The organism is Pseudonocardia halophobica (assembly GCF_027922425.1).
GTDB classification, from domain to species: Bacteria; Actinomycetota; Actinomycetes; order Mycobacteriales; family Pseudonocardiaceae; genus Pseudonocardia; species Pseudonocardia halophobica.
Genome location: NZ_BSFQ01000045.1, coordinates 24,280 through 48,519 on the forward strand (window position 1 = coordinate 24,280; position 24,240 = coordinate 48,519).

General features: G+C 74.7%; 27 protein-coding genes. 13 read left to right on the plus strand and 14 right to left on the minus strand.

The window, feature by feature from the left end:
• Nucleotides 1-36 precede the first annotated feature (36 nt).
• Together PKE99_RS32435 and PKE99_RS32440 are read left to right on the plus strand one after the other, a co-directional pair.
• Entirely contained in the window at nt 37-855 is an 819-nt protein-coding gene (locus PKE99_RS32435; protein WP_037052260.1) for an MOSC domain-containing protein, read from the plus strand.
• A gap of 87 nt (nt 856-942) precedes the next feature.
• A complete protein-coding gene (locus PKE99_RS32440; RefSeq protein WP_037052263.1) occupies nt 943-2,607 on the plus strand; it encodes an alkaline phosphatase family protein in 1,665 nt (554 codons plus the stop codon).
• On the opposite strand, the gene PKE99_RS32445 is transcribed toward PKE99_RS32440, so the two are convergent.
• Nucleotides 2,600-3,403 (minus strand): class I SAM-dependent methyltransferase, encoded by an 804-nt coding sequence (locus PKE99_RS32445; RefSeq protein ID WP_051738146.1) that lies wholly within the window; start codon nt 3,401-3,403, stop codon nt 2,600-2,602. The two genes, PKE99_RS32440 and PKE99_RS32445, sit on opposite strands and share 8 nt — an antisense overlap.
• Nucleotides 3,404-3,449: 46 nt before the next feature.
• Here PKE99_RS32445 and PKE99_RS32450 point away from each other — a divergent pair, with 46 nt between their 5' ends.
• Nucleotides 3,450-4,187: a CDP-alcohol phosphatidyltransferase family protein gene (locus PKE99_RS32450; protein WP_231498400.1), complete on the plus strand. Its 738-nt coding sequence runs from the start codon at nt 3,450-3,452 to the stop codon at nt 4,185-4,187.
• A 2-nt stretch (nt 4,188-4,189) separates the two neighbouring features.
• Here the strand turns inward: PKE99_RS32450 and PKE99_RS32455 are convergent, their stop codons facing one another.
• Nucleotides 4,190-5,203 carry a phosphotransferase family protein gene (locus PKE99_RS32455; RefSeq protein WP_231498401.1) on the minus strand — a complete coding sequence of 338 codons (1,014 nt, stop codon included), beginning with the start codon at nt 5,201-5,203 and terminating at the stop codon, nt 4,190-4,192.
• Between the two features lie 106 nt (nt 5,204-5,309).
• Here PKE99_RS32455 and PKE99_RS32460 point away from each other — a divergent pair, with 106 nt between their 5' ends.
• Nucleotides 5,310-5,885 (plus strand): TetR/AcrR family transcriptional regulator, encoded by a 576-nt coding sequence (locus PKE99_RS32460; protein ID WP_037052269.1) that lies wholly within the window; start codon nt 5,310-5,312, stop codon nt 5,883-5,885.
• 63 nt (nt 5,886-5,948) lie between these two features.
• Nucleotides 5,949-6,653, plus strand: coding sequence for a type 1 glutamine amidotransferase (locus tag PKE99_RS32465; RefSeq protein WP_037052272.1), 705 nt, complete (start codon nt 5,949-5,951; stop codon nt 6,651-6,653).
• Between the two features lie 66 nt (nt 6,654-6,719).
• Here the strand turns inward: PKE99_RS32465 and PKE99_RS32470 are convergent, their stop codons facing one another.
• Together PKE99_RS32470 and PKE99_RS32475 are read right to left on the minus strand one after the other, a co-directional pair.
• Nucleotides 6,720-7,964 carry a cytochrome P450 gene (locus tag PKE99_RS32470; protein ID WP_037052276.1) on the minus strand — a complete coding sequence of 415 codons (1,245 nt, stop codon included), beginning with the start codon at nt 7,962-7,964 and terminating at the stop codon, nt 6,720-6,722.
• Nucleotides 7,965-8,119: 155 nt separating this feature from the next.
• Nucleotides 8,120-9,322, minus strand: a complete 1,203-nt coding sequence (locus PKE99_RS32475) for a cytochrome P450 (RefSeq protein ID WP_051738152.1) — start codon at nt 9,320-9,322, stop codon at nt 8,120-8,122.
• Nucleotides 9,323-9,614: 292 nt separating this feature from the next.
• Here PKE99_RS32475 and PKE99_RS32480 point away from each other — a divergent pair, with 292 nt between their 5' ends.
• Nucleotides 9,615-10,205 (plus strand): TetR/AcrR family transcriptional regulator, encoded by a 591-nt coding sequence (locus PKE99_RS32480; protein ID WP_051738148.1) that lies wholly within the window; start codon nt 9,615-9,617, stop codon nt 10,203-10,205.
• Here PKE99_RS32480 and PKE99_RS32485 read toward each other — a convergent pair.
• The 5 genes from PKE99_RS32485 to PKE99_RS32505 are packed head-to-tail and all read right to left on the minus strand — an operon-like array spanning nt 10,202 to nt 14,458.
• Nucleotides 10,202-10,999, minus strand: a complete 798-nt coding sequence (locus tag PKE99_RS32485; protein ID WP_081924656.1) for a putative hydro-lyase — start codon at nt 10,997-10,999, stop codon at nt 10,202-10,204. The two genes, PKE99_RS32480 and PKE99_RS32485, sit on opposite strands and share 4 nt — an antisense overlap.
• A 58-nt stretch (nt 11,000-11,057) precedes the next feature.
• A complete protein-coding gene (locus tag PKE99_RS32490) occupies nt 11,058-11,903 on the minus strand; it encodes a 5-oxoprolinase subunit C family protein (RefSeq protein ID WP_037052279.1) in 846 nt (281 codons plus the stop codon).
• On the minus strand, nt 11,900-12,514 hold the full coding sequence (locus PKE99_RS32495; protein WP_037052281.1) for a 5-oxoprolinase subunit B family protein: 615 nt from the start codon (nt 12,512-12,514) through the stop codon (nt 11,900-11,902). The genes PKE99_RS32490 and PKE99_RS32495 overlap by 4 nt, the downstream gene beginning before the upstream one ends.
• Nucleotides 12,511-13,269: a LamB/YcsF family protein gene (locus PKE99_RS32500; RefSeq protein WP_037052283.1), complete on the minus strand. Its 759-nt coding sequence runs from the start codon at nt 13,267-13,269 to the stop codon at nt 12,511-12,513. Before PKE99_RS32500 ends, PKE99_RS32495 begins: the two co-directional genes overlap by 4 nt.
• Nucleotides 13,270-13,294: 25 nt before the next feature.
• The gene (locus PKE99_RS32505; RefSeq protein ID WP_037052360.1) at nt 13,295-14,458 is read right to left on the minus strand and encodes an NRAMP family divalent metal transporter; all 1,164 of its coding nucleotides are present in this window, start codon (nt 14,456-14,458) and stop codon (nt 13,295-13,297) included.
• Between the two features lie 292 nt (nt 14,459-14,750).
• Here PKE99_RS32505 and PKE99_RS32510 point away from each other — a divergent pair, with 292 nt between their 5' ends.
• The 4 genes from PKE99_RS32510 to PKE99_RS32525 all read left to right on the plus strand — a co-directional run bounded on the left by PKE99_RS32510 (nt 14,751) and on the right by PKE99_RS32525 (nt 17,261).
• Nucleotides 14,751-15,455, plus strand: coding sequence for a GntR family transcriptional regulator (locus PKE99_RS32510; protein ID WP_231498402.1), 705 nt, complete (start codon nt 14,751-14,753; stop codon nt 15,453-15,455).
• Nucleotides 15,456-15,614: 159 nt separating this feature from the next.
• Nucleotides 15,615-16,388, plus strand: coding sequence for a sulfite exporter TauE/SafE family protein (locus tag PKE99_RS32515; protein WP_037052285.1), 774 nt, complete (start codon nt 15,615-15,617; stop codon nt 16,386-16,388).
• A 37-nt stretch (nt 16,389-16,425) separates the two neighbouring features.
• Nucleotides 16,426-16,788, plus strand: coding sequence for a VOC family protein (locus PKE99_RS32520; protein WP_037052287.1), 363 nt, complete (start codon nt 16,426-16,428; stop codon nt 16,786-16,788).
• A gap of 53 nt (nt 16,789-16,841) precedes the next feature.
• Nucleotides 16,842-17,261, plus strand: coding sequence for a hypothetical protein (locus tag PKE99_RS32525; RefSeq protein ID WP_037052288.1), 420 nt, complete (start codon nt 16,842-16,844; stop codon nt 17,259-17,261).
• A 3-nt stretch (nt 17,262-17,264) separates the two neighbouring features.
• Here PKE99_RS32525 and PKE99_RS32530 read toward each other — a convergent pair whose 3' ends face one another.
• Together PKE99_RS32530 and PKE99_RS32535 are read right to left on the minus strand one after the other, a co-directional pair.
• Nucleotides 17,265-18,122 (minus strand): EamA family transporter, encoded by an 858-nt coding sequence (locus PKE99_RS32530; RefSeq protein WP_037052290.1) that lies wholly within the window; start codon nt 18,120-18,122, stop codon nt 17,265-17,267.
• 3 nt (nt 18,123-18,125) lie between these two features.
• On the minus strand, nt 18,126-18,638 hold the full coding sequence (locus tag PKE99_RS32535) for a MarR family winged helix-turn-helix transcriptional regulator (protein WP_037052293.1): 513 nt from the start codon (nt 18,636-18,638) through the stop codon (nt 18,126-18,128).
• Between the two features lie 80 nt (nt 18,639-18,718).
• On the opposite strand from PKE99_RS32535, the gene PKE99_RS32540 reads away from it, so the two are divergent.
• Together PKE99_RS32540 and PKE99_RS32545 are read left to right on the plus strand one after the other, a co-directional pair.
• Nucleotides 18,719-19,498, plus strand: a complete 780-nt coding sequence (locus PKE99_RS32540) for an SDR family NAD(P)-dependent oxidoreductase (protein ID WP_037052297.1) — start codon at nt 18,719-18,721, stop codon at nt 19,496-19,498.
• 230 nt (nt 19,499-19,728) lie between these two features.
• Complete coding sequence (locus PKE99_RS32545; RefSeq protein ID WP_051738149.1) at nt 19,729-20,295, plus strand: hypothetical protein; 567 nt, start codon at nt 19,729-19,731, stop codon at nt 20,293-20,295.
• A gap of 9 nt (nt 20,296-20,304) precedes the next feature.
• Here the strand turns inward: PKE99_RS32545 and PKE99_RS32550 are convergent, their stop codons facing one another.
• On the minus strand, nt 20,305-21,369 hold the full coding sequence (locus PKE99_RS32550) for a PIN domain-containing protein (RefSeq protein WP_037052300.1): 1,065 nt from the start codon (nt 21,367-21,369) through the stop codon (nt 20,305-20,307).
• Between the two features lie 204 nt (nt 21,370-21,573).
• On the opposite strand from PKE99_RS32550, the gene PKE99_RS32555 reads away from it, so the two are divergent.
• On the plus strand, nt 21,574-22,158 hold the full coding sequence (locus PKE99_RS32555; RefSeq protein ID WP_037052302.1) for a dihydrofolate reductase family protein: 585 nt from the start codon (nt 21,574-21,576) through the stop codon (nt 22,156-22,158).
• A 17-nt stretch (nt 22,159-22,175) separates the two neighbouring features.
• Here PKE99_RS32555 and PKE99_RS32560 read toward each other — a convergent pair whose 3' ends face one another.
• Together PKE99_RS32560 and PKE99_RS32565 are read right to left on the minus strand one after the other, a co-directional pair.
• Nucleotides 22,176-22,493, minus strand: a complete 318-nt coding sequence (locus PKE99_RS32560; protein WP_037052316.1) for a hypothetical protein — start codon at nt 22,491-22,493, stop codon at nt 22,176-22,178.
• Nucleotides 22,494-22,608: 115 nt separating this feature from the next.
• Nucleotides 22,609-24,204 carry an FAD-dependent monooxygenase gene (locus PKE99_RS32565; RefSeq protein WP_037052318.1) on the minus strand — a complete coding sequence of 532 codons (1,596 nt, stop codon included), beginning with the start codon at nt 24,202-24,204 and terminating at the stop codon, nt 22,609-22,611.
• Between the last annotated feature and the right edge of the window lie 36 nt (nt 24,205-24,240).

The following is a 24,240-nucleotide window of genomic DNA, read 5'->3' on the forward strand; positions in this document are numbered from 1 at the left end:
CCGCGGCCCCGGGTCGCGGGTGGTTAGGCTCGGTCGGTGACGCTCGTCGTGAGCCGGCTGGCCCGGTATCCCGTGAAGTCCTGCCGGGGCGCCGAGGTCGCGGAGGCCCGGGTGGAGCCGTGGGGGCTCGCCGGCGACCGGCGCTGGATGGTCACCGAGCCCGACGGCACGTTCGTCACCGCGCGGGCGTTGCCCCGGCTCGTGCTGGTCCACCCCGAACCCGACGGGGAGGGCCTCACCCTGCGGGGCCCGGGCGTCACCCCGCTGGCCGTGCCGGTGCCCCACGGCGGCCCGCTGGTCGACGTCGTGGTGTGGCGGGACCGGGTCAAGGCCACGTTCGCCGGCGAGGAGGCAGCCGCGTGGCTCACCGAGGTCCTCGGCCGGCCGCTGCAGCTCGTGCACCTCGACGACCCGACCCGCCGCGCCGTCGACCCCGAGTTCGGGGCCGCCGGCGACACCGTCTCCTTCGCCGACGGGTTCCCGCTGCTGCTCACCACGGATGCCTCGCTCGCGGCCCTGAACGAGCTGGTCGCCGCGGGGCCGAACCCCGGCGAGGGCCCGGTGTCGATGGTCCGGTTCCGGCCCAACGTCGTCGTCGCCGGGTCGGAGGCGTGGGCCGAGGACGGCTGGTCCGCGCTCCGGATCGGCGGGGCCCGGTTCCGCGCGGTCAAGCCCTGCGGCCGCTGCGTGTTCACGACGATCGACCCGGACACCGCCGAGAAGGGCCGCGAGCCGCTGGCGACGCTCGCCCGGCACCGGCGGATCGGCGGAAAGGTCGTGTTCGGGACGAACCTCGTTCCGGACACCCCCGGCGTCACGATCCGGATGGGTGACGAGGTCGAGCTGCTCGGCTGACGGGTGAACCGCGGAGCGCCGCGGGCCGTGTCGTCTGGTGCCGGCGCCCGCTCGGGGTGCCGCGCGCCGTGCCGAGGAGTACCACCGATGACCGTGAGAAGCCCGTCCGAGACCGCGCCGCCCGCGTCCGACGACCGCCCGCGCCGGGTCCGTCGGATCGGGTCGGTGCTGCTGACGGTGCTCGCGGCGGTTCTCGTGCTGGTCGCGCTCACCACACCCGCCGAGGTCGCGCAGCTCGAGCCCCTGGCCTTCCTGCGGCTCCCGGTCGAGGGCCTCGCCGGGGTCGCGCTGCTGCTCGTGCTGCGCGGCCGGACCCGCCGGGTCGTCGCGCTCGTACTCGGTGCGCTGCTCGGCGTGCTGCTCCTGCTGCGGATCACCGACCTGGGTTTCCGCTCCGTCCTGGTCCGGCCCTTCGACCCCGTGCTCGACGGCGTGCTGCTCGGCAACGCCGTCGACTTCCTGAACGAGTCGTTCGGCCGGGCCGGCGGGATCGCGGCGCTGGTCGGGGCCGTTTTGCTCGTCGTCGCGGTGCCGGTGCTCCTGGCGCTGGCGGTGCGGCGGCTGGCGGGGCTCCTGGGCGAGCGCCGGCGGGTGAGCGCGCGGGTGGTCGGGGTCCTCACGGCGGCGTGGGTGGTGTGCGCGGTGCTCGGCGCCCAGCTCCTGCCGCCGGTCCCGTTCGCCTCCCGCAGCGCGGCCTCCCTGGCGTGGGCCACGGCGAAGCAGGTGCCGGTCAGCCTCGCCGACGAGCGGGAGTTCACCCGGCTGTCCGCCGTCGACGCCTTCCGCGACACCCCGCCCGACCAGCTGCTCACCGCGCTGAAGGGCAAGGACGTCGTGGTCGCCTACGTCGAGAGCTACGGCCGCAGCGCCGTCGAGGACCCGCAGTACGCGCAGGGTGTCGGCGCGACGCTCGCCCAGGGCGACCGGGACCTCGCCGCCGCCGGCTTCGACTCCCGCAGCGGCTGGCTGACCTCACCGATCGCGGGCGGCGGCAGCTGGCTCGCGCACGCGACCTTCCTGTCCGGGCTGTGGATCGACAACCAGCAGCGCTACCGCAGCCTCACCTCCAGCGACCGGCTCACGCTGACCAAGGCCTTCCAGCGCGCGGACTGGCGCACGGCCGACGTGATGCCCGGGACCACCGAGGCCTGGCCCGAGGGCGGCTTCTACGGCGTCGACCAGCACTACGACGTCCACGCCCTCGGCTACCGCGGGCTGAACTACAGCTGGTCCCCGATGCCGGACCAGTTCGCGCTGTCGAGGTTCCAGCAGCTCGAGTACGGGGCGCCCGGCCGCGGGCCGCTGATGAGCGAGGTCACGCTGACCTCCAGCCACGTGCCTTGGACCCCCGTGCCGACCATGCGGGACTGGAACTCCCTCGGCGACGGCAGCGTGTACGACGACGAGGTCCGCGCGGCCGACCCGCCGGACGTCGTCTGGAGCGACCCGGCCCGGGTGCGCGACAGCTACCGGCGGACGATCCAGTACTCGCTCGACTCGCTGGTGTCCTGGGTGAAGAACTACGGGAACGACAACCTCGTGCTGATCGTGCTCGGCGACCACCAGGCCGCGCCGATCATCACCGGCGGCAGCCCGAACCACGACGTCCCGATCTCGGTGGTCACCAAGGACAGGTCCGTGCTCGACAAGGTCGCCGGGTGGCAGTGGCAGCCCGGGTTGAAGCCGGCCCCGGACGCGCCCGTCTGGCGGATGGACGCCTTCCGCGACCGGTTCCTCGACACGTTCAGGTAGCGGGCAGCGCGCGGAGGTCGACGTGCCCGACCTCCGCCCGGAGCTCACCCGCTGCGAGTGCGGCGAGCCGTCGTCGCAGGTAGGGGCCCGCGTCGTCAGCGAGTGCGGGCTCCTGCTCGCACGCGGCGGCGATCCAGCCGCGCAGCCACTCCTCGGTCAGCTCCCGGTGCCCCGGGCCGAGCCGCCAGGGGCTCGACCGGGTGGTCACCGTCGCGCCGAGGGCGCGGAAGGCCTCGACCGCCACCGCGCCCGCGTCGGGCCCGAGCAGCCGTCGGCCCTCGACGACCCGGCGCTGGTGGTCGTCGAACGCCGCGGCGAGCGCGGTGTCCAGCGGCTCGGCCGGGGTCAGCCGGGCCCCGCCCGTCACGGACAGGGTGAACAGCGCCGCGGCACCGGCCTCGACGCACGACCGGGCGAGCCGGTGCACCTCGTCGGCGGTGAGCAGGTCGAGCAGGGCCGAGCAGGTCACCAGCGAGGTGCCCGCGAGGTCGGTGAGCTCGGCCAGCTCCCCCTGGACCGGCTCGCCGGGGACGCTCTCCGCCGCGATCGCCAGCAGCCGCGGGTCACGGTCGTGCAGGTACCAGCGCTGCGGCCGGGGCAGCCGCGGGGCGAGCCAGCGGCCCATCGACCCGCTGCCGCAGCCGAGATCGCGCACCACGAGCGGAGGCTCCAGCGCGCACAGGGGTTCGACGAGGTCCAGGGCCCGGGCCTCGGCGTCGGCCGGCTCCCGCAGGGCCAGCCAGTCCGGTGCGCACACCGGTGATCCCGGGGTACTCCACCTCGCGTCCCACTCCATCCGCACCTCCGTTGAACCGTCGCCGCCGCCCGTCCGTGTAGGGAGTGTGTACCTGCAGAGCCCCCTGACGACGTCCCCCGGCACGGCCCTGCCGCTCGACCGGCAGCAGGCCGCCGCGGCCGTCCTCCAGCTCGTGCTGCTCGGCGCGCTCACGACGGCGGCCGGCCTCGGTCCCGCCGGCTGGCTGGCCGGGGTCGGCTACGCGGCCGGGCTGCACGCGTTGCTCGCCGGCGCGGCCCGCCGCGCCCGGACGGAGGCCCTGGGCCCCGCGGACCTGGTCACCCTCGGCCGGGCGGTGCTGATCGGCGGGGTGACGGCGCTGGTCGTCGACGGGCTCGTGGCGGGGCAGCCGGCGCCGGTCCCGCTCGTGGCGCTGGCCTCGGTCGCACTGGCGCTCGACTTCGTCGACGGGCGGGTGGCCCGGCGGACCGGCACCGTGAGCGAGCTGGGCGCGCGGTTCGACATGGAGACCGACGCCTTCCTGGTGCTCGTGCTGAGCGTGCAGGTCGCCGCCGTGACCGGGCCCTGGGTGCTGGTCATCGGCGGGCTGCGGTACGCGTTCGTCGCCGCGGGCTGGATGCTGCCGTGGCTCACCGGCAGCCTCCCGGCCCGGTTCTCCGCGAAGGCCGTGGCCGCGGTGCAGGGGATCGTGCTCGTGGTGGCCGCGGCGGGGATCCTGCCGGTGGCGGCGACCGTCGTGCTCGTGGCCGCCGCCCTCACCGCGCTGCTCTGGTCCTTCGGCCGCGACACCCTGCTGCTGTACCGGCGCCGTGCCGCGCTGTAGGTCTACTGGCTCCCGAGTGCGCGCACGCCGACCGCGGCCAGCGGCTCGACCGCGCCGCCGACCGTCTCGAAGCCCTCGCCGACGGTCTTGCCGGCCACGAACCGGGCGTGGATGCCCTCGGCGATGACCGCAGCCTTGAAGTAGCCGAGGGCCAGGTAGAAGGGCCAGTCCGGGACGTCGCGGCCGGAGGTCTTCGCGTAGCGGGCCACCAGCTCGTCGGCCGGGGGCATCCGCGTCGAGGTGGCCGCCGCGCCGCCCGCGAGCACCGGGTCGAAGGCCGGGTCGGAGTAGGCGATGTGCAGGCCCAGGTCCGAGAGCGGGTCGCCGAGCGTGGACATCTCCCAGTCGACGAGCGCGCGGACCTCGGTGACGTCGGAGGGGCCGAGGATCGCGTTGTCGATGCGGAAGTCCCCGTGCACGATCGACGCTCCGGACTCCTCCGGGGTCATCGCCGCGAGCCGCTCGTGCAGGGTCTCGACGTCGGGCAGCGGGCGGGTCTGCACCCGCGTCCACTGGTCGTACCAGCGCCGGACCTGCCGGCCGAGGTAGCCCTGCGCCTTCCCGAAGCTCCCCAGCCCGACCGACGCCGGGTCGACGGCGTGCAGCGCGGCGAGGGCGTCGATCAGGGCGAAGGCGCAGTCGTGCACCTCGGCGTCGGTGAGGGCGTCGAGCTCGTCGCGGGTGCGGATCACCCGCCCGTCCACGAACTCGACGACCGCGAACGGCGCCCCGATCACCGAGTCGTCCTCGCACTGCACGATCGGCCGCGCGACCGGCACGCCGTGCCCGTACAGCGCCGCGACCACGGTGTACTCGCGCTTCATGTCGTGCGCCGACGGCGTGAGCCCGCCCAGCGGCGGCCGGCGCAGCACCCAGGTCTGCGTGCCGTCGGTGAGCCGGTAGGTGAGGTTGGAGCGGCCGCCGTGCAGCAGCTCGGCGGTCAGCGGGCCGGTGCCCGGGACGTGCTCCTCGACGTACGCCTGGAGCTTCGGCAGGTCGAGTCCCTGCACGGCCACGGTGCCTCCTCGGATCGATCGGCTAACGACTGCTAGCCATCGGACCATACGACGACGGGTACTGTCACGGTCGCGGCTATCACTCGTTAGCCCGGAGGGGGTGGGCATGGGTACCGGCGCCACGGGTACCGCGATCCGCGCGGCCGCGCTCGAGCTGTTCGCCGCCCGCGGCTACGAGGGCACCACGATGGCAGACATCGGCGCCGCCGTGGGCATCCGCGGGCCGAGCCTCTACAAGCACGTCGCGTCGAAGCAGGACCTGCTGGTCGAACTGATGACCACCACCATGGACGGCCTCCTGGAGCTGCAGCGCGTCGCACTCGCCGGCACCGCGGACCCGGTCGAGCGGCTGCGCCGGGCCGTCGACGCGCACGTCCGCTTCCACGCCCGGCACCGGCTCGAGGCCTTCGTCGGCGCCAGCGAGATGCGCAGCCTGGCCGAGCCGCACCGCGGGACGGTGCTCGGCAAGCGGGCCGAGTACGAGCGCTCCTTCCGACGGCTGGTGGAGGAGGGGGTCGCGGCCGGCCGCTTCCGCGTCCCCTCGGCGCGCCTGGCCTCCTACGCGATCCTCGACCTCGGCATGGGCCTCGCCACCTGGTACCGCGAGGAGGGCGAGCTCAGCGAGAACGAGGTCGTGTGGCAGCAGACCGAGTTCGCCCTCCGGTTGGTGGGGGCGGGGTGAGTCGGGGCGGGGCAGCTCACGGCGGGGTGGACGGGAGGGGCTGAGGGCGGTAGCCACGGGGGCATGCCCCGCGCACTCGTCGTCGTCCACGAGACCGATCCCCTCCGGCAGCGCCGGATTCCGGGGACCGTCCTGCCGGCCCTCGCCGAGCAGGGCGTCGACGCCGAGATCGCGACGTTCATGGGCGGCGGTCGGGTCCCGGACCCCGCCGACCGTGACCTCGTCGTGGTCATGGGCTCGGCGCACGCCGCGTACGACGACTCGCTGCCGTGGCTCGCGCCCGAGCTGGCGTTCCTGCGCCGGGCCGTCGACGTCGGCACGCCCGTGCTCGGCATCTGTTTCGGCGGGCAGGCACTGGCGCGGGCGTTGGGCGGGACCGTCGGCCGGGCGCCCGAGCCGGAGCGCGGGCTCGTCGACCTGGACACGCTCCGCCCGGACGTGCTCCCGGCCGGGCGGTGGATGGAGTTCCACTACGACGCCTTCACCCTGCCGCCCGGGGCGGAGGAGCTGTCCCGCAACGCCGTCGCCCTGCAGGCCTTCGCCCTCGGCCCGCACCTCGGCCTGCAGTTCCACCCCGAGATCACCCCGGACGTCTTCGACGCCTGGTTCGAGTCGAAGCCGTCCGACGTCCGGGCCGCCGTCGCCGCCGAGGTGGACCTCGACGCGGTGCGCGCCGAGCTGGTCACCCGGGCCGACGAGCTCGCCGACGCCTGCCGCAGCCTCGTCGCCGATTTCCTCGCCCGGGCGGACCTCCCCTCCGCGGCGTAGGCCCCCGGGCCTCACCCGGCGGGCGTGAACACCAGGGGCAACGACGCCGGGCGCCGGCGAACAGGCTCACCCGCCCCCGCGGCGCACGAGCAGCCGGCGCGGGCCGCGGAAGCTGACGTTCGGGGAGAAGCGCAGCTCCTGGTCCGGGACGAGCTCGAGATCCGGCGCCGCCGCCAGCAGCAGCTCGAGGAGGATCCGGAACTCCGAGCGGGCGAGCGGGGCGCCGAGGCAGAAGTGCACTCCCTTGCCGAAGGCGAGGTGCGGGCGGGGCTCGCGGCGGAGGTCGAAGGTGTCCGGTTCGGGGTGGGCCCGCGGGTCACGACCCGCCGCGCCGAGCAGGAGCAGCAGGCGGGCGCCCTCCGGCAGGTCGACGCCACCGACCGAGACCGGGCGCGTGGTGCGCCGGCGCCAGGCGATCACGCTGGTGTCGTACCGGAGCACCTCCTCGACCGCCGCCGGGATCAGCGCCGGATCGGCACACAGCGCCTCCCACCGGCTGCGGTCCTCCAGCAGCCGGCGCAGGCCGTTGGTCGTGAGGTTCGTCGTGGTCTCGTGGCCGGCGAAGCTCAGCCCGTAGACGACGTTGACGATCTCGTCGACCGTCAGGTCCTCCGGGTCGGCGAGATGGGCCCGGAGGAGGTCGCTGGTGTAGTCGTCGGCCGGATCGGCGAGCCGCGCGTGCACGAAGTCCTCGCAGTAACGCCAGTACCGCACCATGTTCCGGGCGATCCCGGTCTGCTCCTCGACGGTCGGCCGGCCCCAGCTGAAGGCCGTGCGATTGCCGCACCACCCGCGCAGCATCTCCGTGTCGCCGGGCGGGAAGCCGATCAGGGTGAAGATCATCGAGGCGGGCAGCGGGAAGGTCAGGGACTCGACGACGTCGGCCTCCGGCTCACGGAGCATCGCGGCGATCAGCTCGCCGGCCTTCGCCCGGATCGCCGGCTCCACCACCGCGATCCGTCGCGCCGAGAAGGCGCGGGCGGTGTGGCGGCGGATCCGGGTGTGCTTCGGCGGGTCGCAGTTCGACATCGTCGGTGCGGCGCGGAAGCCCGCCAGGACCTCCCGGGCCTCCCGAGCGGGCGGGAAGATCGGGTCCTGCGCGATCGAGGCCGAGAAGGTCGCCGGGTCGCGGAAGACCGCGTCGATGTCGGCGTGCCGGGTGACGGCCCACATGTCGAGGACCGGCAGGTAGGCGACCGGCTCGTGCTCGCGCAGCTCCGCGAGCAGCGGGTACGGGTCGGCGAGGTAGGCCGGGTCGAACGGGTCCACGTCCGCGCGGACCGGGCAGCCACGGGTGTCGGGTGCGGTCATCGTCGACCTCCGTCATCGGTTGCGCCCAGGATGGGCGCGGCCGGCGTGCCGCGCACACCCCCGCCGCCGATGCCGGTCGTGGTGGCGACGCCGGCGGGCGTCCGGCTCACCCGCCGGGCGGCGGCGTTCGTCGAGTTCTGCGAGAGCAGGCGCGCTCAGCGCACGAGCACGGGCAGCGTCTCCACCCCGTAGACGATCGAGGCGTCCCGGAACTCCAGCTCGTCGACCGGCACGGCCAGGCGGAGGTCGGGGAACCGGCGGAACAACGCCGGGTAGGCGGCGCGCAGCTCCATCCGGGCCAGCTCGGCGCCGATGCAGCGGTGGATGCCGTGGCCGAAGGCGTAGTGCGAGCCCGGCACGCGGTGCGGGTCGAAGGTCTCCAGCCGCTCGCCGTCCCGGTCGGCGGAGAGCAGCGAGCAGACCACCGCGTCGCCCTCCTTCACCACGACCCCGCCGATCTCGACGTCCCGGGTGGCGAACCGCGGGAACGCGACCTGCACGACGGTGAGGTAGCGGAGCAGCTCCTCGACGATCGGGCCGGCCGCGGCGTCGTCCTCGCGGACCATCCGGGCGGCCTCGCGGTCCTCGACCAGCGCGAGGGTGCCGAGGGCGAGCATGCTGGCGGTGGTCTCGAACCCGCCGGTCAGGACGCCGTCGGCGAGGCCGGCGAGCTCCTCGTCGTCCACCCGGTCGCCGTGCTCCCGGATGATCATGCCGAGCAGGCCGTCCGTGGGGGCGTCCCGCTGCTTCTTGACCTGCTCGCGCAGGAAGACCAGTGAGTCGGAGATCGCGCCGAGCGAGGCACTGGCCCCGCCGAGCAGGTCGAACCGCGCGGTGGCGACCTCCTGGAAGGCCTCGCGCTCGGCGTACGGCACCCCGAGCAGCTCGCAGATCACGAGCGAGGGGATGGGCAGCGCGAACTCCTCGACGAGGTCGACCGGGCCCTCGGCCGCGTCCATCCGGTCGAGGCACTCCCCCACGATCTCCTCGATGCGCGGGGTGAGCCGGGCGAGCCGGCGCATCGTGAACTCGGGGGTGAGGAGCTTGCGCAGCCGGGTGTGCACGGGCGGGTCGGAGAAGCCGAGCCCGCCGGGGTTCTCGCTCTCGGCCATCCCGACCTGCACGGCGAGGTGGTTGAAGTCGCTGGAGTAGGTGTCGACGGAGCCGAGGACGGACCGGACCTCGTCACGCCCGGTGACCAGCCAGACGTCGATCTTCAGCGGCAGGTCGAGCCGGCTGACCGGTGCGGCCTCCCGGCTCTCGGCCAGGGCCGGGACCGGGTCGAGCCGGTCGCGGCGCAACGGCATGAGCGCGGAGTCGGGCAGCAGCGACCCCAGGTCGAGCCCCTTCCGGTTCATGCGGGCCAGCTGACGGCGGACGAACCAGGACGCGAGGCGTGCTCGGAGCGTGGGCAGCACGCGGCCGACCCTAGCGGTGGCTCGTGAACATCCGATGCAAGCACCGCTACGACGCTGAGACACCCCTGAGACGGCGTTCGGGGGAGCGCGGCCCCGGTCCTGGGACCGGGACCGCGCCCCGACCGCACGTCACGAACCCCGTGCCGACCCCCCGTCGGTCACCCACCGGCACGGAGCGTTGCTAGTACGGCCGTACCAGAACCTACCCGCCGCGGCGTGGTAGACAAAGCCCGTGCCGCGCCTCGCCGACCACGACGCCCGGCGGGCGGAGATCGTCGAGGCCCTCTGGCGGGTGCTCCGGCGCGACGGCCTCACCGGGGTGTCCGTGCGGACGGTCGCCGCCGAGGCAGGCCTGTCCCCCACCGCCCTGCGCTACTACTTCCCGTCGCAGGACGCCCTGCTGCAGACGGCGATGGTCGAGACGGTCACGAGCGGCGCCGCCCGGGTGGTGCCGCTGCTGGTGGAGGCGGTGGACCGCAAGGGCGTCGAGCGGATGCTGCTCGAGCTGCTGCCGGTCGACGAGCGGCAGCGCGCCGACCCCGAGACCTATCTCGCCCTCGCGGCGCACGCCCGGTCGTCGCCGGCGCTGGCGGCGATCAGCGAGGAGACCGGCGTCGGGATCCGCCGGCTCGCCCGCCGGGCCGTCGGCGTCCTCGAGGCCAGCGGGGAGCTGCGGCCGGAGCTGGATCCCGAGGCCACGGCCTTCTGCCTCGACGCCCTGCTCCAGGGCCTGATCTTCCAGGGCAGCGCGCGGCCGCGGCTCACCTCGCCGGAGGCGATCCGGCGCACGCTGACCGCCTACCTGGACCAGATCTGCGGCTAGTTGGCGCCCACCAGCGGCTCGGGGCCCACGAGGTAGTCCGCGTCATGGGCGTCGGTGATCAACATGTGGCCGGGCGCGTGCGCGATCGCGAGCGAGGGCCGGGACTCGACGACGGCGGCCTGCGGCGTGACCCCGCACCCCCAGAACACCGGCACCTCGCCCTCCCGGACGGTCACGGCATCGCCGTAGTCCGGGGCGGCGAGGTCGGCGATGCCCAGCTCACCGGGGTCGCCGACGTGCACGGGCGCGCCGTGCACGGACGGGTAGCGGGCCGTGACGGCGATCGCCGTGTCCACCAGGTGCTCCGGGACCGGGCGCATGGAGACGACCATCGGGCCGCCGAGTGCCCCGGCGCCGCGGCACCGCCGGCTCGTCCGGTACATCGGGACGTTGCGGCCCTCCTCGACATGCCGCACCGGGACGCCCGCGGCCAGCAGCGCCCGCTCGAAGGTGAAGCTGCAGCCGACGAGGAAGGCGACCAGGTCGTCGCGCCAGAACTCGCGGGCGTCGGGCGTCTCGGCGACCTGCACGCCGTCGTGGTAGATCCGGTAGAGCGGGATGTCGGTGCGGACGTCGCCGTCGAGGATCGGGCCGCCGAACTCGCCGGGCTCCAGGACGTCGAGCACCGGGCAGGGCTGCGGGTTGCGCTGCGCGAACAGGAGGAAGTCCCAGGCCAGGTCGCGGGGCAGGGCGATGAGGTTGGCCTGGGTGAAGCCGGCACACCAGCCGGCGGTCGGGGTCACGAGGCCGGCGCGGAAGCGCTCGCGGGCCTCGGCGGGGGTCAGGTTCTGCACGTGTTCTCCCTGGTCAGCCCCTGTGAGTGGCGATAGTCGCTATAACGACTATCGCCACTCACAGGGTGATGCGGACGGGTTGGCCGGGGCGGACCTGGGCGGCGCGGTCGACGTCGGCGTCGCGCAGGACCGCGATCACGGGGTAGCCCCCGGTCACGGGGTGGTCGGCGAGGAAGACGACGGGTTCGCCGCCCGGGGGCAGCTGGATCGCCCCGCGGGTGAGGCCCTCGCTGGGCAGCGAGCCGGCGCCCTCGGCGACCTCCAGTGCCGCACCCTCGAGCCGCATCCCGACGCGGTCGGTGCGGCCGGAGGCGACCCACCGCGCGGTGGCCAGCGCCCGGGGGTCGACGGCGTGCTCGGCGTGCGGCCCGGAGATCGCGCGCAGCGTGACGAGCCCCGTGGGGAGCGTCGCGACGGGCGCGAAGTCGATCGGCGGGAACTCCTCCGGCTCCGGACCGACCGGCAGCTCCGCGCCCTTCTCCAGCGGCTCGGGCCCGATACCGGACAGGACGTCCGTGCTACGCGAGCCCAGCACCGGCGGCACCGTGATCCCGCCGCGCACGCACAGGTAGGTGCGCAGGCCGGTGGGCGGCGGGCCGAGCCGCAGCTCCTGCCCCCGCCGGAGCCGGACGTGCGCGTGGTGGCCGACCGGACGGCCGTCGACGGTCGCCGGGGCGGGCGCCCCGGTCAGCGCGACCAGCAGGTCCCTCCCGACCCGGGCGGCGAACCCGCCGAGGAGGATCTCGACGCCGGCGGCACCCTCGTCGTTGCCCAGCAGGCGGTTGCCGAGCCGCAACGCGGCCCGGTCGGCGGCCCCGGAGCGCCCGACGCCGATCGCCGCCAGCCCGGGCCGCCCCAGGTCCTGGACCAGGGCCTGCGGACCCGCGTCGAGGACCTCGATCACGACGCCTCCACGAACCGGACCTCGGCGCCCGGCTGCAGCAGCGCGGGCGGGTCGCGGTCGAGGTCCCAGAGCTGCGCGTCCGTGCGGCCGATCAGCTGCCACCCGCCGGGCGACGACCGCGGGTAGACCCCGCTGAACTCACCGGCCAGCCCCACGGACCCGGCCGGGACCTTGGTGCGGGCCTCCTCGCGGCGCGACACCTGCAGCCGCGGGTCGCCGCCGGAGAGGTAGGCGAAGCCGGGCGCGAACCCGCCGAAGGCCACCCGCCACGGCGTGCCGGTGTGCGCGGCGACGATCTCGGCATGGTCCAGGCCCGTCAGCCGCGCGACGCCGTCGAGGTCCGGGCCGTCGTAGACCACCGGGATCTCCACGGTACCGGCCGGGGCGCCCGCCTCGGTCGAGCGGATCTCCAGGGCGTCGACGGCCGCCCGCAGCCGCCCCAGGTCGGAGCCGGCTTCGGCGACGAGCAGCACGGCCCGGGCCGCGGGGACGACGTCGAGCACCCCGGGCAGCTCCGCCTCCCGGCAGGCGTCGGCGAGCGCCACGACCTGCGCGATCTCCCCCTCGGGTTCGAGGAGCAGCGCGGCGTCGCCGTAGGGCAGGACCCTCACACGAACCCCTTCAGCTCCACGCCGGCCTTCTGCAGCCCCACACGCACGGCGGCGGCCATGCCGACTGCGCCCGGGGAGTCTCCGTGCACGCAGGCCGACTCGGCGGACACCCGCACGTCCGAGCCGTCGACGGCCCGGACCACACCCTCCTCGAGCATCCGCAGCAGCCGTGCGGTGACCTCCTCCGGATCGTGCAGGACGGCGCCCTCCTCCCGCCGCGAGACCAGCGCGCCCTCCGGCGTGTAGCCGCGGTCGACGAAGAACTCGGGCACCCCGCGCAGGCCCGCCTCCTCGGCCGCGCGCAGCAGCTCCGAGCCGGGAAGGCCGAGGATCGGCAGCGAGGCGTCGTACTCGGCGACCGCGGTGACCACGGCCTTCGCCTGCTCCCGGTGGTGCACGGTCGCGTTGTAGAGCGCCCCGTGCGGCTTGACGTACCGCACGGTCGTCCCTGCCACCCGGCACATGGCCTCCAGGCCGCCGATCTGGAAGAGCACGTCGGCGGTGAGCTCGGCGGCCGGCAGGTCCATGAACCGGCGACCGAAGCCGGCCAGGTCGTTGTAGGCGACCTGGGCCCCCACGACGACGCCGTTCGCGGCGGCCCTCGCCACCGTCCGCCGCAGTGTCGCCGGGTCCCCGGCGTGGAAGCCGCAGGCGACGTTCGCACTGGTCACCACGTCCAGCATGGCCTCGTCGTCGCCGAGCTCCCAGCGGCCGAAGGACTCGCCGAGGTCGGAGTTGAGGTCGAAGGCGGTCACGACGGCACCTCCGGGTCGAGAAGGATCACGAGAACAGGCTGCCCACCGCGGCCAGCGAGGACCAGCCGAGGTAGAGCGCGATCAGCCAGGCGAGGACGCCCACGCCGAGCAGCCAGCGCGGGTAGCGGTAGCCGCCCAACAGGTCGCGGCGCCGCCAGGCCACCCAGAGGATCACGGTGAACCCGATGGGCAGGATCAGGCCGTTGAAGGCGCCCGCGAACACCAGCAGCGTGACGGGCGCGGTGCCGATCAGCAGGTACGCCAGCGCGCTCAGGGCGATGAAGCCGACGGTCAGCAGGTTCCGCGTGCGCGGCGAGGTCCGCTCGGTGGTCAGGAAGGAGACGGACGTGTAGGCCGCGCCGATCACCGAGGTGATCGCGGCCGCCCAGAGGATCACGCCGAACAGGCGCAGCCCGACCTGGCCGGCCGCGGCCTGGAAGGCGCTCGCCGCCGGGTTGTCCTTCGCCAGCGCGACGCCGCCCACGACCACGCCGAGGACCGCCAGGAACAGCACCACCCGCATGACGCCGGTGACGATGATGCCCAGCACGGAGCTGCGGGTGATCGGCCCGACGTTCTCGGGCCCGGTCACGCCGGAGTCGAGCATCCGGTGTGCGCCGGCGTAAGTGATGTACCCGCCGACCGTGCCGCCGATCAGGGTGGTGATGGCCAGGAAGTTGACCGTGTCCGGCAGCACGAAGCTGCGCAGCGCCTCGCCGAGCGGGGGCTGCGAGACGATCGCGACGTACGTCGTCATGCCGATCATCAGGACGCCCAGCGCCACCACGATCCGGTCCAGCGCGACCCCGGCCCGCTTGCTCAGGAAGATCGCGATCGCGATCACTGCCGAGATCGCGCCGCCGATCTTCGAGTCGACTCCCAGCATCGCGTTGAGGCCGAGGCCGGTGCCGCCGACGTTGCCGATGTTGAAGACGAACCCGCCGATCAGCACCAGCGCGGCGAGCACCCAGCCGACGCCCGGGGCCACCCGGTTGCCCAGGTCCTGGGCGCGGCGGCCGGAGACGCCGACGACCCGCCAGACGTTCAGCTGCACGGCGACGTCGATCAGGATCGACACCAGGATCGCGAACGCGAAGGCCGCGCCGAGCTGGACGGTGAAGGTCGTGGTCTGGGTGATGAACCCGGGACCGATGGCGCTGGTCGCCATCAGGAACATCGCGCCGAGCAGCGCGCCGCGGCCGCCCTTCGCGACGGCGGTGGTCGGGCGCGTGGCCGCGCGGCCCCGCTCGTCGCCCTCCCGTCTGCCGGTGCCGCCGCCGGGGCCCTCCGGGCCCGCGTCCCGCGCCCGCACCGCCGGGTCGCCGTCCTGTGCCTTGCCGCCGTTCGCGCTCACGTGCCCTCCCGCCGGACCATGACCGGGACCACACCCGGTCGTTCAGGTGGTGAGCGTAAGAATTGCTCAACAATTCAGCAAGAGGAAGCCTGGATGCGGAAACACGATGGTCACGTAGGCTCTGCCCGTGACGATCGCGGATCCGGCCGGCGCCGCTCTCGCCTCGCTCACCGGGGCGCGGGCCCTCGTCGCCCGCACCTCCACGGCCGAACGCGTGGCCGACGCCGTGCGGAACGAGGTGGTCGAGGGTCGCTTGCGCCCTGGCGGCCGACTACCCGAGCAGGCGCTGTCCCATGCGCTCGGGGTCTCCCGGAACACGGTGCGTGAGGCCCTGTCACAGCTGGTCGCGGAGCGGGTGCTGGTCCGCGAGCCGAACCGCGGCGTGTTCGTCGCCGTGCCCGACGCCGAGGCGGTCCGCGACGTCTACCGCGCCCGGCTGCTCATCGAGCCGGCCGCAGTCCGGGAGGGCGAGCGCGCGGACGACCCGGAGGCCGTCGGACGGCTGCGGGCGGCCGTGCGGGAGGGCCGCGAGGCCGCCGCGCGGGACGACTGGCCCGGGGTCGCCGGCGCCAACCAGCACTTCCACCGCGCGCTCGTCGGGCTGGCCGGCAGCGCACGGCTCGACCAGCAGATGGGCCTGCTGCTCGCCGAGATGCGGCTGGTCTTCCACCGGATGACCTCGGTGCGGGAGTTCCACGAGCCCTACCTCGACGGCAACGACGCCATCACCCGGCTCGTCGAGTCCGGCGAGCGCGAGCGGGCGGCGGCCGAGGTCGCGAGCTACCTGCGCACCGCCGAGGCGCAGATCCTGGCGGCGTTCGCGAACCTGTGACGGCTCACATTCCGTGGAGCGCTCCACCGCGCCTGCCGCAGGATGGAGTCCCACGGAAGGGGACCGGATGACGCACGTGCTCTCGATGGGCCGGATGAAGCCCTCGCCGGCGGAGACCCTCCGCTTCCTGGCCGACGGCACGCTGGTCACCCCCGTCCCGTGAGCGTCTGGCAGCTGGCCTTCCTCTTCGTGGCCGGGATCGGCGGCGGCCTCACCGGCTCCGTGGCCGGGCTGGCCTCGCTGGTCTCGTACCCCGCGCTGCTCGCGGTCGGGCTGCCGCCGGTGATCGCCAACGTCACCAACACGGTCGCGATGCTCGGGACGACCGTGGGCTCGGTCGCCGGGTCCCGCCCCGAGCTCGTCGGGCAGGGCCGGACCCTGCTGCGGCTCTGCCTGCTCACCGGCGTCGGCGGGGCCGCAGGCGGCGCGTTGCTGCTGGTCACGCCGTCGGAAACGTTCGAGGTGATCGTGCCGTGGCTGATCGCGCTGGCCTCGGTGCTGCTGGTGGCGGCGCCGCGGCTGCGGCGGTGGGCCGAGCGCCGCGCCGAGTCGTCGGGCACGATCCGGGGCGCCACCCCGCTCGGCCCGCTCACCCTCGCCGCCGCGTTCGGTGTCGCGCTCTACGGCGGCTACTTCGGGGCCGCGGCGGGCGTGATGATGCTGGCCCTGCTGTCGGTGGCGTGGTCGCAGAGCCTCGCCCGCTCCAACGCCGCGAAGAACCTCGCGACCGGCGCGGCGAACCTGGTCGCGGCGGTGGTGTTCGCGATCGTCGCGCCCGTGAACTGGGCCGCGGTCGGGGTACTGGCCGCCGGGCTGCTCCTCGGAGCGCGGATCGGGCCGGCGATCGTCCGGCGGGTGCCGGCCACGCCGCTGCGGATCGCCATCGGGCTCGCCGGCCTCGGCCTGGCCGCGAGCCTGTGGATCCAGGCGTGAGCGATGACTTCGGCCGCGCGGGCCGGTCCTCCCTGGCATGACGACGATCCAGCCGATCCTCGTGACGGCCGACCTGCCCGGGATGCTCGCCTTCTACCGCGGCCTGCTCGACGCCGAGGAGACCGTGCGCCAGCCGCCCGAGGGCGAGCCGTTCTACGTCGGGCTGCGAGCGGGCGCGGCCGAGTTCGGCCTGATCGACGACGAGAAGGCGCCCGCCGGGCCGGGCCGCGTCCTGCTCAGCATCGACGTCGACGACGTGCGGGCGCGCCTCGAGCGCGTCGAGCCGCTCGGCGGCACCGTCCTCGGCCCGCCCAACGACATGCCCTGGGGCCAGCGGGTGGCGCACATCCAGGACCCCGACGGCAACGCGGTCAACCTGACCCAGCCGGTCCCGGCCTAACGGTTGCCGAGATCGGGTCGAGCCTCCCCGCACACCGACGCGAGGAGGCCGCCGTGCGACGCCTGACCCTGCTGCTGACGTTCGAGCCCCAGTCCACGCCCCCGGAGGGCGAGCCGCCCGTCCTCGCGGTGAAGTCCGGCAGCGGCCGCGTCACGGTGCTCGACGGCGACCCGGGCGACGCCCCGGACCTCGCGAGCTACGAGAGCCGCGTGCAGCTCACGGGGCAGACCACGTTCGACGAGGTGGGGACCATGAACCTCGGCGACGGCACGCTGGACCTCACGACCATCGGGCAGGGGTCGATGGAGCCCTCGGCCGAGGGCGAGCCGGTCATGCAGGGCACGATCGCGTGGCGGGTCGCCGGCCGCGGCCGCTACGCCGGTGCGACCGGCACGATCGTCTCGAGCTTCGTCGCCGACCTGTCGACCGGCGCGGCCGTCGAGCGGCAGGTCGTGCGGCTCTTCCTGCCCTGAGGATCAGGAGAGCGCGATCAGGACGGCGGCGGCGAGCGCCACGACCAGGCCGAGCACCTGCCCGCGGGACAGGCGCTCGCCGAGCACGGCGACACCGATCACCGCCGGGACGAGCGGGTAGAGCGAGGACAGCACCACCGCCACGGTCACGAACTCGCTCTGCGCCGCGCCCAGGTAGGCGCCCAGCGCCACGGCGGCGAGCACGCCGGCGCCGCCCGCCGCGACCGCCTCCCGGGCGCCGGCCCGGCGCTCGCCGTCCGTGCCGGCGGCGCGCATCAGCGTGCAGGCCAGTAACCCGACCGCGGCGAGCGCGGTGACCCGGCCGGCGAGGACGGGCCACAGCCCGGACGCGGGGCCGGCCCGGGCCAGCGCGAGGTACTGGATCGCGATCCCGACGCCGGACACCAGCCCGTCCGCCACCGCGCCCGGCGTCGCCCCGCCCCGTGCCGGGCCGCCCGCGCGGGAGACGAGCCACAGCGCGGGCAGGGCCAGCCCTACCCCGAGCCAGGTCGGCCAGGTGGGCCGTTCGCCGAGCACCGTGGCCCCGACCAGGACGGGGAGGGCGACCCCGCCGACCGCGCTCACCGGAACCACGACCGACATCGCGCCCCGGCCCATGCCGCGGAAGAGGAACGCCATCGCGAGCCCGGTCCCGAGCCCGGACAGCCCGCCCCACAGGAGATCGGGGAGCGTCGGCGGCGCAGGCGTCAGGAGGGGTGCGGCGACCGCCACCGCGAGCAGCCCGCCGAGCTGGCCGAGGAAGGCCACGTGCACGGCCCGCATCCGGCGCGCGACGATGCCCCCGACGACGTCGGACAGCCCGTAGCTCAGCGCGGAGACCAGGGCGAGTGCGGCGCCCACCGGTCACCGCTCCCGCTCGGCCTGCCCGACGGGGCAGACCGCGCCGGCGGTGCAGCAGGCCCGGTCGCACAGCCGGCAGAGCACCTCCGCGCTGCCGACCTCGGTGTGGAGCTGCGCGAGGAGCCCCTCGAGGAGGCGGGTCAGGACGCGGCGGTCGTCCTCGTCGAGCCCGGCCAGGACCTGCTCCGTGCCCGCCGCCCGGGAGGTGAGAACCTCCCGGACCGTCCGCTCCCCGGCCGGCGTGAGCGCGACCGGGACCGTCCGGCCCTCGCCGGGGCCGCGGAGAGCGAGGCCCGCCGCCTCCAGGGACATCACCATCCGCGCGGTCGCCGGCTGGGACAGCCCCACCCGCCGGCCGAGCTCGGTCACGCTGACCCCGGGCGCGTGGGCGAGGACCACCAGCGCGGCGGCCCCGCTCACGCTCACCCCGGCCGCCTCCCGCACCCGGGCCAGCATCAGGTCGGACAGGGCGAGCGCGGCGGCGCCGAGCAGGTTGCCGAGGCGCGACTCATGCATGAGTTATGCATACCCGTGTGGGAGAGCCCTACTCCTGAGCGAGCGTTCAGTTCCGGCCGGTTTCCTGGTAGTCCTGGTCCATGGCCCGTCTCACGAAGCTCAGCCGGTCGGTCGCCGACCGGGTCGTCCTCGTCACCGGCGCCGCGAGCGGGATGGGGCGCGCGACCGCCCACCTGCTCGCCGACGAGGGCGCCAAGGTCGGGATCGTCGACCGCGACGCCGACGGTCTCAAGGCCGTGGCCGACGAGATCCGCGGGGTCGGGGCGACGGTGCACCCCGTCGTCGCGGACGTGTCGGACCCCGCCGCGCCGGCCGCCGCCGTCGCCGAGGTCCGCCAGGAACTCGGCCCGCTCGACGGGCTGGTCAACAACGCCGGCGTCAGCATCCACCTGCCCTTCTCCGACGACGGGTTCGCCGAGGCCTGGGCCACCACCCTCGCCGTGAACCTCACCGCGCAGACCCTGTTCGCCCGCGCCGCGCTGCCCGACCTGGTCCGCAACGGCGACGGCCGGATCGTCAACATCGCCTCCACCGAGGGCCTGGGCGCGACCGCCCAGATCGCCCCGTACACCAGCTCGAAGCACGGCGTGATCGGCCTGACCCGGTCCCTCGCCGTCGAGTACGGCAAGACCGGCGTGACCGTGAACTGCGTGTGCCCCGGCCCGATCCGCACCGGCATGACCGCCCGGATCCCGGACGCCGACAAGGAGGTCTTCGCCCGCCGCCGGACCGCGCTGCGGCGCTACGGGGACCCGGAGGAGGTCGCGCACGCCACCGTGTCGCTGTTGATGCCCGCGTCGTCGTTTATCACCGGCGCGACGATCGTGGTGGACGGGGGGCTCACGATCCGGAACGCCTAGAGCCCACGAGCGGCCGCCCGGTGCCGCGCGGCCGCTCGCCCGCTCGTCGACGAACCTGAGAACAGGGCACCGCACGTCCGGCCGAGCCGGCTGCTCCCCCCGGAGCAACCCGTGGCCATTCGCCTCGCCGTGGGCACGAATCGGCGGTGCGGACGCAACCTCCCCTTCAGGTCGCGCGTCCTCCCGTCGTGCCGGGCCTACCGTCTCCGCCGACACGAGAGGAGACGCCGATGGGCCGCACGCACCTCATCCTGGCCGGTCTCGCCGCCGGGGTCCTCAGCCTGAGCGCCTGCGGTTCCGGGGCGCAGGACGAGCAGGTCACCCCGCAGGCACAGACCCAGATGCAGGGTCACGACATGTCGTCCATGCAGGGCCACGACATGTCGAACATGAGCGGCGACATGGCCGGCATGCACCACGGCGACGGCGGCGTCGAGCTGTGGGCCGTGCAGAGCGGGCCGCTCGGCACGGTCGTCACCGACGCGGCGGGGCACGTGATGCACCGCTACGACAACGACTCCGCCTCCCCGTCGACGACGACCTGCACCGAGGACTGCGCCGCGGAGTGGCCGCCGGTGCTGCTCGGCGACGGACAGCAGCCCGAGCTGATGGGCGTCGACGCGAGCAAGGTCGGCACGGTCACGCGTGAGGACGGCACCCAGCAGGTCACCCTCGCCGGCTGGCCGCTCTACCGCTACGCCGGCGACGACGGCAGCCTCACCACCACCGCGGGGCAGGGCACCGGCGGGACGTGGTTCGCCGTGGCGCCCGACGGCTCCAAGGCCGCCACCCCCTGACGGGCGTCCTCAGCGCCGGACCGACAGGACGTAGTCGCCCAGGTCCTCGTCGCGCTCCATCTCGACGAGACCGCGGGCGCGGGCGGCCCGGACGAAGGTCAGGAATCCGTTGAAGCCGTAGCGCTTCTCGCTGAAGTCCGGGCGCCGCTTGCGCAGCTGGTTCTTCAGCCCGGACAGCTGCGGGCGACCCAGGGCGCGGACGACCTCCACGAGCAGGCCGAACGCGTCGTCGTCCGGCCCGGGCTCCGGGAACGTCACCGAAGGGTCGCCCTGGGCCGCCCCCTCGCCGAGCTCGACCACCCTCTCCTCCTGGAGGTGGCGGAGCAGCTCGCCGAACCCGCGGAAGCCCCAGTCCGCCTCGTCGAACGTCGGATCCTTGCGCAGGATCGCCCGCTTGAGGCGCGAGGCGAGGACCGGCCCGTCGGTGTGCCGTTGCAGGCCCGCGAGCGTGCTGGCCACGAGCTTGCCGACGTCCTCCCGCTCCTCGTCCTCCGTGTCCTCCGTGTCCTCCGCGGGCTCCGGCTCGGGGGTCGGCACCGGGTCCGGCTCGACGACGACGGTCCGGCTCCTGGATCGCCGCGGGGCCGGCCGGGGCTCCACCCCGGGCAGGCGGTCGTAGAACAGGAACTCGTCGCAGGCCGGCGGCAGCAGCCGCGACGTCGACGACTCCACCCCGATCCCGATCACGCGCTTGTCCAGCTCGCGGAGCTTGTGGACGAGCGGGGTGAAGTCCGAGTCCCCGGTGCCGATGGCGAACGTGGTGATGAAGCCGCGCTCGTAGGCCAGCTCGATCGCGTCGACGGCGAGCTTGATGTCCGCGGCGTTCTTGCGGGCCACCCCGAGCCGCTGCGGGATCTCGATCAGCTCCACCTGCTGCCGCGCGAGCAGCCTGCGGTCCTCGTCGAAGGCCGACCAGTCCGCGTACGCCCGCCGGGCCACGACCCGGCCCCGCTCGGCCAGCGCGTCCGCCACCGGGCCCAGGTCGAAGGGCGCCACGCCCAGCCCGTCACGCGCGCCGATCGCGAGGTTCTCGTAGTCGAGGAACAGCGCGATCCGCTCGTCGTCGTTCTCCACCGGGCGGAGCCTAGCGAGGGGGGCCGAGCGAAGCGTCCCGACGACGCGGTGCGGGTTCGCGGCAGCATCGACCACACCCGCACACCCCGCCGACAACCACCACCCCTCCTCCAGCCCGTGGGATGAGGGCCGATGAGTACGCAGGCCGAAGACGGTCTCCCGTCCACTACCTCGCTCGAGTGACGAGAGACGGGAGGCCTCACGATGAGCGGTCCGATCCGGCTGTACATGTCGATGTCGCTCGACGGCTACATCGCCGGTCCCGACGACCGGGCCGGGCAGGAGCTCGGCCGCGGTGGGGGACGACTGTTCAACTGGCTCGACGACCGCGAGTCCGAGGGACCGAACGGCCAGGTCTTCCGGGAGGCCATGGAGACCGGGGCGGTGATCTCGGGTCGACGGACCTTCGAGCTCGCCGGCCGGTGGCAGGGCGACCACCACGGCGGCGTGCCCGTCCTCGTCCTCACGCACCACGTCGACGACGGGGACGCGCCGCCCGGCCACACGCGGTTCGTCACCGACGTCCACGAGTGCGTGCGCGAGGCCCGTGCTGCGGCCGGGGACCGGGCCGTCCTGGTCCACGGGGCGGGCGCAGCGCAGTCACTCCTGCGTGTCGGCCTCCTGGACGAGATGGAGATCCATCTGGTGCAGGTCCTGCTCGGCGAGGGGCGGAGGCTGTTCGACCACCTCGACGGTCGGCGCACCGAGCTGGAGCTGCTCCGTCGGATCGACGGCCGGGACGTGGTCCACCTCCGGTACCGGGTGCACCGCCCGGGCGAGGCGGCCTGAGGCACTGCCGGCCGCACTCACTCCGGCGCCGACCGCTTCCACCACACGATCGCGGCGCCGGTGAGGGCCGCACCCACCCCGACCACCCCGCCCGCGATCTTCGCGGCATGCACGGCCTTCTCCTTCAGTCGGGCCCGCAGGGCCTGCAGTCCGGAGTCCAGCCGCTCGAGGCTCTCGCGGAGCTCGACCCGTTCGCGGGCGAGATCGTCGTCGCGCCCGTCCTCCTGCGCGTCGAGCTGCTCGCGGATCTCCGCGCGCAGCTGCGCCGAGGAGCGCACCGTGCCGTCCACGACCGGCCGTCCGTCGGTGACCACCAGCTCGTCCGTCCTGCCCACGGTGCCTCGCTCCCCTCGAACCGCGCCTCGCCCACCATTCAACGCGGCGCGCGGGCCCCCTGCCACGACCGAACGGAGGGGTGATCAGCGCCGACGCCCGCTCCGCGAGCTCGCCTCAGCCGAACACCCGCCCCAGGTACCCGCCCACCCCGGCGACATCGGCCGCCGGACCGCGGTGACCCAGGTACCCGTCGGGACGGACGACGAACGCCTCCCCGTCCGCGGCCCGCAGGTGCGCGCGGACCTCCCCCGCCCCGTCGCGCAGCACCGGCATCCGCAGGTACGGCGCGTCGATCCCGGGAGCGAGCACGGCGACCGCGCGCATCCGCCCGTGCGCGAGCTCGGCGGTGGTGGCGGCGAGCTTGTCGAAGGCCGCGGCGCCCTCGGCGGTCTCGGCGTACAGCAGCAGCGCATGGTCGGGATCCGCGAGCTCGTCGAACAGGCGCACCGGGAACCGCACCACCTCGCGGAGCAGCCCGCGGGCGTCGGGCACCCGGTCGCCTGGCTGCGGCGCGTCGACAGCGAGGCCGGGGTCGGCCGGCGAGACCGCCGGGCTGCCGCGGTAGCCGACCAGCAGCTGCGCCTCGCGGCGGACCGTCGTCCACGGGTCGTCCCGGTCGATCTGGACGCCGCCGCTGGTCGCGGCCCGGACCGTCCGCCCGACGACCTCCTCGCCCACCGGCCGCCGCTCGTCGTCGTAGGTCGCGAGCAGGCCGGGCGCGGCGACCCCGTCGACCGCCAGGGCCAGTCGCCAGGCCAGCCCGACAGCGTCCTGGATGCCGGTGTTCATGCCCTGCGCGCCGGTCGGCGGGTGGATGTGCGCGGCGTCGCCGGCGACGAACACCCGGCCCCGCCCGTAGGTGTCGACGATCCGGTGGCTGATCCGGAAGACCGAGGACCAGCGCAGGGTCGACGCGGTGCACGGCTCGGGCGCGAGCCGGTCGAGCACGGCCTGGATGTGGTGCAGCTGCGGCGTGCGGCCCGCCTCGAAGCCGTGGGTGATCTCGCCGCTCGCCGGGGTGGCGAGGTCGGGCGGGACCAGCATGGACATCCGGTAGCGGCGGTCGCCGGGGAGCGGGATGGCGACCAGGAGGTCGTCGTCGCGGGTGGCGCGCAGGGCGTACCCGCGCGGGAGCGACCAGTCCACCTCGACGTCGCCGAGCATGTACTCCTCGGCGAACGCGCCGCCCTCGAAGGAGAGCTCGAGGCCCTTGCGGACGACGCTGTGCGCGCCGTCGGCCCCGACCAGGTACTTGGCCCGCACACGCTCGCCGCCGGACAGCTCGGCCGTCACGCCCTCGTCGTCCTGGGTGAAGGAGAGCAGCTCGACGCCGCGGTCCGCCCGGGTCCCGTACCCGGCCAGGGCCTCGGCCAGCAGGCGCTCGGTCTCGTACTGCGGCAGCGCCAGGAAGGCGAAGGGGACGTCCGGCGGCACCTCGAGGTCCACGCGGGCCACCTGGTCGCCGTCGCGCAGCACGATCTGGCCGCGCATCTGGATGCCGGCGTCGAGGGCCGAGCGCAACACGCCCGCCGCCTCCCACAGCTCCAGCGTGCGCGGCTGGATGCCGACGGCCTTCGCGTACTGCGGCGGCTCGACGAGCTTGTCGATCACGCGGCAGGCGACGCCGCGGCGGCGCAGCTCGAGCGCGGCGGTCAGGCCGACCGGACCGGCACCGACCACGAGTACGTCGACCGAACTCTCTCCTGGCATGACTCCCCCTTGTGTGTCACCGGGTCACTCGGGGGA

What these genes read in the sequence shown, in the direction of transcription:
- PKE99_RS32545 (WP_051738149.1), top strand. Translation starts at nt 19,729, where the DNA reads ATGGGCCGCACGCACCTCATCCTGGCCGGTCTCGCCGCCGGGGTCCTC.
- PKE99_RS32540 (WP_037052297.1), top strand. Translation starts at nt 18,719, where the DNA reads ATGGCCCGTCTCACGAAGCTCAGCCGGTCGGTCGCCGACCGGGTCGTC.
- PKE99_RS32470 (WP_037052276.1), bottom strand. Translation starts at nt 7,964, where the DNA reads ATGACCGCACCCGACACCCGTGGCTGCCCGGTCCGCGCGGACGTGGAC.
- PKE99_RS32565 (WP_037052318.1), bottom strand. Translation starts at nt 24,204, where the DNA reads ATGCCAGGAGAGAGTTCGGTCGACGTACTCGTGGTCGGTGCCGGTCCG.
- PKE99_RS32475 (WP_051738152.1), bottom strand. Translation starts at nt 9,322, where the DNA reads ATGAACCGGAAGGGGCTCGACCTGGGGTCGCTGCTGCCCGACTCCGCG.
- PKE99_RS32535 (WP_037052293.1), bottom strand. Translation starts at nt 18,638, where the DNA reads ATGCATGAGTCGCGCCTCGGCAACCTGCTCGGCGCCGCCGCGCTCGCC.
- PKE99_RS32465 (WP_037052272.1), top strand. Translation starts at nt 5,949, where the DNA reads ATGCCCCGCGCACTCGTCGTCGTCCACGAGACCGATCCCCTCCGGCAG.
- PKE99_RS32520 (WP_037052287.1), top strand. Translation starts at nt 16,426, where the DNA reads ATGACGACGATCCAGCCGATCCTCGTGACGGCCGACCTGCCCGGGATG.
- PKE99_RS32555 (WP_037052302.1), top strand. Translation starts at nt 21,574, where the DNA reads ATGAGCGGTCCGATCCGGCTGTACATGTCGATGTCGCTCGACGGCTAC.
- PKE99_RS32445 (WP_051738146.1), bottom strand. Translation starts at nt 3,403, where the DNA reads ATGGAGTGGGACGCGAGGTGGAGTACCCCGGGATCACCGGTGTGCGCA.
- PKE99_RS32460 (WP_037052269.1), top strand. Translation starts at nt 5,310, where the DNA reads ATGGGTACCGGCGCCACGGGTACCGCGATCCGCGCGGCCGCGCTCGAG.
- PKE99_RS32440 (WP_037052263.1), top strand. Translation starts at nt 943, where the DNA reads ATGACCGTGAGAAGCCCGTCCGAGACCGCGCCGCCCGCGTCCGACGAC.